The following is a 5,953-nucleotide window of genomic DNA, read 5'->3' as shown; positions in this document are numbered from 1 at the left end:
TTTATATTGTTTATATCTTTTAAATATGGATTTAATTCATATAAACTTATATTTTCTTTTGTTATATCCGATGCTGTTTTTTCACTTTCTTCTTTACTTAAGCAATAATTAATAAGATTAATAAGATTTGTTTTATAATTATTTGCTAGTAAAGTTATAGTTTGTTCATTATATTGATTATCACTGTACCTTATATTTAATATTAATTTCTTATCTTTAAGTATTCCTAAGAAATCTAATAGATATAAATTTTTACTATTTAAAGAAACAGCTATGCCTGAGCTTAAAGGTGAAGAAGTAAAAATATCATTGTTCATATCTTCATCAAATTGCCCCAAATAATTAAATGATATTTCTGGATTTAAATTAAACTTAATCTTATCCTTAATTTCAGAATTAGAACAGTATTTTATTATTCCATAAGAAATTCCTTTATTAGGTATTCTTCTTAATAAATCCTTTGTATTTTTTATCAAAGTACCAAGATTGTTATCACTGTTTTTCAAAATTACTGGATATTGGGATGTAAACCAACCTATTGTTCTTGTTATATCTACATCCTTTATTATTTCCTCTCTTCCATGAGATTCCAAGTTAATTAAAGTATTTTCTTCTCCGGTCCATTGACTTATTGTTAGAGATAAAGCCGCTAATAATAAGTCATTAATTTCCGTATTATAAGCTTTATTTGAATACTTTAATAAATTTTCTGTTTCTTCCTTTGATAATTCTGTTCCGATACTTCTTAAGCTGCTGATATTTGATTTTTCTTCATTTTTATCTTTAGGAAGAGCGCGTATAGATTGACTTTCTATACTATTCCAATATTCTAATTGTTTCTTTACATCATAAGTGTTCGCATATTCATTTTGCTTAGCTGACCATTCTTTAAAGGAAGTAGTTTTTTCTTGAAGTAGTATTTCTTGACCATTTTTAGCCATCATATATGCTTTTTGTAAATCTTCAAATAATATTCTCCATGAAATTCCATCTATAGCTAAATGATGTATTACTATTACTAAATGATCTCCTTCATTAGTCTTAAATAAACCTAATTTAACAAGCGGTCCTTTCTCTAGATTTATACTACTTTGTATTTTAGTACATATCATTTCAATTTTGTTTATATCAATACATTTACTAGTTCTATAATCATAAATGTTTAGGTCGTAAAGAGATTCGTCTATTCCTCTATTTATTTGTTTTATTTCACCATTTTCGTTTTTATATATCATTCTTAAGGCATCATGATGAATAACTATAGCTTCAAATGCTTTTTCTATAAGTTCTTTATCAAAGCCATCTTTACTAAACAACATCATTGATTGATTCCAATGATGATTTTCTTCAAAATTCATTTCAAAGAACCATTTTTGTATAGGAGTTAGTTCGACTTCTCCGACTACTTCATCTTGACTAATTTCAAGAACTTTATGCTTTATATTTTTACTTAACTCTTTTATAGTTGAGTTTGTAAATAAGTCTTTAACTTCGAAATAGTATCCTTTTGCTTTAGCTCTTGATATTACTTGTATTGATTTTATAGAGTCACCGCCTAAGCTAAAGAAATCGTCATTTATACCGATATTAGTTAATCCTAATACGCTTTTCCATATTCCTACCAAAATATTTTCGACATCGTTTCTTGGTGCTTCATATTTTATTTGACTTATAGCATTCAAATTAGGTTCTGGTAAAGATTTTTTGTCTACTTTTCCATTTGGTGTTAATGGTATTTTATTTAGCTTTATAAAATAGGATGGTATCATGTAATCTGGTAATGATTTCTTTAATTCTTCTCTTAGTTCTTCAATACCATATTCTTTTTCTGATACATAATAACTACATAAATATTTATTATCACCGTTATTCTTATCTAATGCAATTGCTTGAGTTATTCCATCTATTTTTAATAATTGGGTTTCTATTTCTCCAAGTTCTATTCTGAAACCGCGTATTTTAACTTGATGATCTATTCTACCTAAGAATTCTATATTTCCATTAGGTAACCATCTTGCTAAATCTCCTGTTTTATACATTTTTTGGCCAGGCTCGTAAGGATTATATACAAACTTTTCTTCTGTTAACTTATCATTATTTAAATATCCACTAGAAACACCAGATCCGCTTATACACAATTCGCCTTCTACACCAATAGGTGCTATATTTAAGTGCTTGTCCAAGATATAAACTCTAAAATTATCCAAAGGTTTTCCTATAGGTACTGGCTTATCAGGTTTTTCGGTTCCAGATACTTTATAAAATGTTGAACATATAGTAGCTTCAGTAGGACCATATCCATTAACTATTTCTATATCTTTGTTTAAATTATAGAAATTATTCAATGTTTCCCCTCTTATTGATTCAACTCCTACAAGTAACTTATTTAGTTTAATTTTAGACTTATATTCTTTTAATTCTTCATAAACATATTGTAATAAAGATGGCGGAATATACGTAAAGGTTACGTCATTATCTACTATCAATTTCACTATTTTACTAACATCAAATGTTTTATGAGTATTATTAATTATTAGTGTTGCTCCACTAGTTAATGTCATAAAGAATTCACATACACTTACATCGAACACATAATTAGTTAAAGATAGAACTTTATCATTTTCATCAAAACCACTATTAAATTGTCTATTTAATGAATATATAAAATTGGTAAGATTTAAATGCTTAATCATTACTCCTTTAGGATTTCCTGTTGTACCAGAAGTATAAATAACATAAGCTAAATTATTTGAAACATTTACTTTTTTAATATTTTGTATATTGCCATTAAATAAATTTTTGTTAGCTAAATTTAGCACTTCACCTTTAAATTCGATATTATTAATTAAGTTTTCTGTACTCAATAAAACATTACTTTTACTATCATTTAAAATATATTCTATTCTTTCTTTTGGCCAAGTTGGATCTATTGGCAAATATGCTGCCCCAGCTTTTAATATGGCCATGATAGCTACTATCATATCTATTGAACGTTCTGTTAATACACCTACAATGTGATTTGGCAGTACTTGTTTACCTCTTAAAACCCATGCTAATGAGTTAGATTTTTCATTAAGTTCTTTATAAGTTATATTTTTATTTCCAAATGTTACAGCAATATTATTTGGTACTTTTTCAACTTGTTCTTCAAATAACTCTTGAATAGTTGTATTGTTTAAATACGAAGTTTTTGTTTCATTAAATTCTGCTAATAATTTCTTTTTTTCATCATTCTCTAAGATATCTATATTTTTAACTAATATATTTTCATTAGTCATAACTTCATTTATTAATTTAATAAAATGATTTTTTATTTTTTCTACACTATCCTTAGAGTATAATAATTCATTAAATTTAAATTTTATTGAAATAACATCTGTATAACCAACTGCTACATTAAAATTATAGTTAGTTTGTTCTCTTCCACCAAAATCAATTATTTTTAAATCATTTTTAACTAAGAGTTCAGTATTTAAACCTTCATCATCAACAGGATAGTTTTCAAATACCATTATATTATTTATTAGTTTGTCTTTAACTTCACTAAAAGATTGTATTTTTGCTAAAGGATAAAAATCATATTCATTACTTTCTAGGAAAGACTTATTTATACTTATTAATAAATCTTTAAAGTTCATATCATCCTCTAACTTTACTCTTAATGGTATAGTGTTTATAAACAATCCTAGCATATTTTCTATACCCTTAACTTCTGGAGTTCTTCCAGATACAACATATCCAAATACAACATCATCAGTATTGTTATATTTTTGAAGAAGTATTGACCAAATACTTTGAACTATTGTATTTACTGTAATCTTATTGTTTTGAGCTATTTTCTCTAAAGTTTTAGTTATATTTTTATCTAATATAAAACTAAGCTCACTATTTTTGAAACTTTCTTTTTCAAGATTATTTTTAAATGGAATTTCTGTTACTTCACTATAATCTAGCAAATAATCCTTCCAATATTGTTCAGCCGCATCAGCATCTTTAGAATTAAGCCATTCTATATAATTTGAATATGGTACTGCTTCTTTAAGTTTAGAATCATATCCGTATTTTAATTCATTATATATCTTAAATAGTTCAAATATTAAGATATTTAACCCCCAACCATCTAATATAATATGATGGTTACTTAATATAAAGCTATAGATATCTTTCTCTACTTTAATTACTGCTAGTCTTATAAGCATATCTGTATCTAGTTTAAATCTATTTTTCTTATCTTCATTAAGTATATTATTAATATACTCTTCTTTATTGATATTTTCTTCACTTATATCTTTATACAATACATTAGCTTTTCTTTCATTAAATACAATCTGCATATTCTTATTAAAATTCTTGCTATCAAAAATAGTTCTTAAGATATCATGTCTTGCTATTAATTTATTAAAGCTTTCTTCCAATATAGCAATATCTAAATCACCTTGTATTTTTAAGGTAGATACATTGTGGTATGCTTCCGATTCATCATCAACTAATGTATGATATAACATACCTTCCTGCATTGGGGTTAATGAATAAATATTTTTTATATTGTTTATATCTTTTAAATATGATTCTAATTCATACAAACTTATATTTTCTTTTGTTATATCCGCTGCTGTTTTTTCACTCTCTTCCTTGCTTAAGCAATGATTAATAATATTGATAAGATTTGTTTTGTAATTATCTGCTAATAAGTTTATAGTTTGTTCATTATATCGATTATTACTATATCTTATATTTAATGTTAATTTCTTATCTATAAGTACTCCTAAGAAATCTAATAAATATAAATTTTTATTATTTAAAGAAACAGACATTCCTGAATTTAAATATGAAGAATTAAAAATATCATTGTTCATATCTTCATCAAATTGTCCTAAATAATTAAAACATATTTCTGGATTTAAATTAAACTTAATCTTATCTTTAATTTCAGAATTAGAACAGTATTTTATTATTCCATAAGAAATTCCTTTGTTAGGTATTCTTCTTAATGAATCTTTTGTATTTTTTATTAACATACTTAAATCATTATCACTATTTTTCAGAATTACTGGATATTGAGATGTAAACCAACCTATTGTTCTTGTTATATCTACATCCTTTATTATTTCTTCTCTTCCATGGGATTCTAAATTAATTAAAGCTCTCGTCGTATTTTTTCCAATTTTTCAACCATATTCTTCTCTAGAATAAAATCAAGCTCACTATTTTTGAAATCTTCTTTTTCTAGATTATTTTTAAATGGTATTTCTGTTACTTCATTATAATCTAAAAGATAATCTTTCCAGTATTCTTTAGCAGAGTCATGATCTTTATTGTTAAGCCAGTCTATATAGTTTGAATATGGTATATCTTCGGGAAGATTAGAGTCATATCCGTATTTTAATTCATTGTATACTTTAAATAATTCAAATATTAAAATACTTAACCCCCAGCCATCTAATATAATATGATGGTTACTTAATACCAAGCTATAGATATTTTTATCTACCTTAATTACTGTTAATCTTATAAGAATATCTTTATCTAGTTTAAATTTATTTTTCTTATCTTTGCTAATTATATTATTAACATAAGATTCTTTATCAATATTTTCTTCACTAATATCTTGATAGATTACATTAGTTTTCCTATCATTAAATACAATTTGCATATTCTTATTAAAATTTTTACTATCAAAAACAGTTCTTAAGATATCATGTCTTGCTATTAATTTATTAAAGCTTTCTTCTAATATAGAAATATCTAAATTACCTTTTATTTTCAATGTTAGTGCATTATGATATGCTTCCGACTCACCATCAGCTAATGTATGATATAACATACCTTCCTGCATTGGTGATAATTGATAGATATTTTTTATATTGTTTATATCTTTTAAATATGGATTTAATTCATATAAACTTATATTTTCTTTTGTTATATCCGATGCTGTTTTTTCACTTTCTTCTTT

Annotated in this window: 1 protein-coding gene and 1 pseudogene; both read right to left on the bottom strand. The window is 24.9% G+C overall.

Going from position 1 to position 5,953, the window contains the following annotated elements; all coding sequences use genetic code 11:
• On the bottom strand, positions 1 to 1,358 hold a 1,358-nt coding region (locus BUB01_RS23775), incomplete at its 3' end, for a condensation domain-containing protein (RefSeq protein ID WP_242958468.1).
• A 147-nt stretch (positions 1,359 to 1,505) separates the two neighbouring features.
• Positions 1,506 to 5,824, bottom strand: a pseudogene (locus BUB01_RS23770) (amino acid adenylation domain-containing protein); the annotation flags it as partial.
• Positions 5,825 to 5,953 lie beyond the last annotated feature (129 nt).

Source organism: Clostridium cavendishii DSM 21758, from assembly GCF_900141845.1.
GTDB classification, from domain to species: Bacteria; Bacillota; Clostridia; order Clostridiales; family Clostridiaceae; genus Clostridium_AG; species Clostridium_AG cavendishii.
Note: the sequence above shows the minus strand (reverse complement) of the source record. Positions and strands in the feature narration are given on the sequence as shown.